The organism is Streptococcus sp. DD04 (assembly GCF_001578725.1).
Classification (GTDB): domain Bacteria; phylum Bacillota; class Bacilli; order Lactobacillales; family Streptococcaceae; genus Streptococcus; species Streptococcus sinensis.
Map to the genome: position 1 here is coordinate 1 of NZ_KQ968988.1, position 1317 is coordinate 1317.

A 1317-nucleotide genomic window follows, 5' to 3' on the forward strand; every position below is an offset into this window, starting at 1 on the left:
CCCATGTCAATTTTCACCTGACGCTTGCCTCTTAGGTTACATCTCTTGTAACCCAAATAAGCCTTTATCTGCCCAAAGACAGGTTCCACATCAATCTTACGTTGATCGAAAATCTGTCTACCTTCGGGAGATAAAAGCGCTTGGCATTCTTTAGCTTTTAAGTGTTGATAACGTTCGTTGATATATAGTCCCTTTTGAGGGGCTGATTTAGGTTCATCAGCGTAGTAAACCTTGATTTCCTGTTGAAAATCCGTCTGTGTTTTCTGATGTTTGATATGATGAAAACGATAGCACCAGCCATCAGGATGTGTATAGCTATCCTCCTTGTCATCATAGTGCCAATTCGCTAAGTTTCTAGCCGACTGTTTATACCTTTTCTTCTGTTCCTTATCAAACATGGCATATTTAATCAGATGCTTCACCTCCTTTTCATCTAAACGAAGGAGGTTCTCTTCACTTCCATATCCGGCATCTGCGACAACTGTCTTTACGTCATGTGGATAAGTTTCAAGTAATGGCAGGAGAGTCTTGGTATCTGTCGGATTTGAGAAGACATCATAGTGAAGAACAAATTGGTTTTCAGTAGCGATTTGAAGATTATAACCAGCTTTGAGCTGACCATTCTTCATGTGGTCTTCTTTCATCCGCATAAAAGTGGCATCTGGATCGGTTTTAGAAAAGCTGTTCCGCCCGTCAAATGTCTCTTGATAGCTCTCATATTTTTTAGCGCGTACTGAAAAATCCTCCTTGACTTTACGCAGGACTTTCTTGAGTTTACGACGTTGAGTTTTACGTTCATCCTTTCCTTTAACGGGTGTCTCCTCAATGTCTTGGCTCAGTTTTGCCAATTCTTCTTCAAGGACTTGAGCAAACTCGGTCAACTGTTCTGAGGTAATCGATTCTTTTTCATCCAGCGCAATCGCCTGATAGATAAGGGGAGTGATTTCTTCTTGGAAATAGACCTGTATCTGTTCTTGAAGTTTGACGGAAAATTTGTCTGTGGCCTTTTTCCATACGAAACTATACTTGTTGGCGTTGGCTTCAATCTTAGTGCCATCAATAAACAGACAATCTAAAGTCACTAACTCTTCCATTTTCAAACGAAGATTGAGGTCAATGAAAAGATCACGAATGAGGTCTTCCATCCCCGCAGCGACTCGAAAGCGATTGATGGTGCGGTAGCTGACAAGCAACTGTCCTGTTAAGTACTGCATGGCGATATTTTCAATCATCATTTTTTCAATTTTTCGTCCAGAGAAAATCCCTTGTGAGTAGGCAAATAGTAGAGCGGCTAAAAGCATTTTAGGGTGATAAGAC

1 protein-coding gene is annotated in these 1317 nt (G+C 40.9%); it reads right to left on the reverse strand.

The features are described from left to right. The coding region (locus STRDD04_RS10150; RefSeq protein WP_082757379.1) for an IS1182 family transposase at positions 1-1317 on the reverse strand (1317 nt) is incomplete at both ends.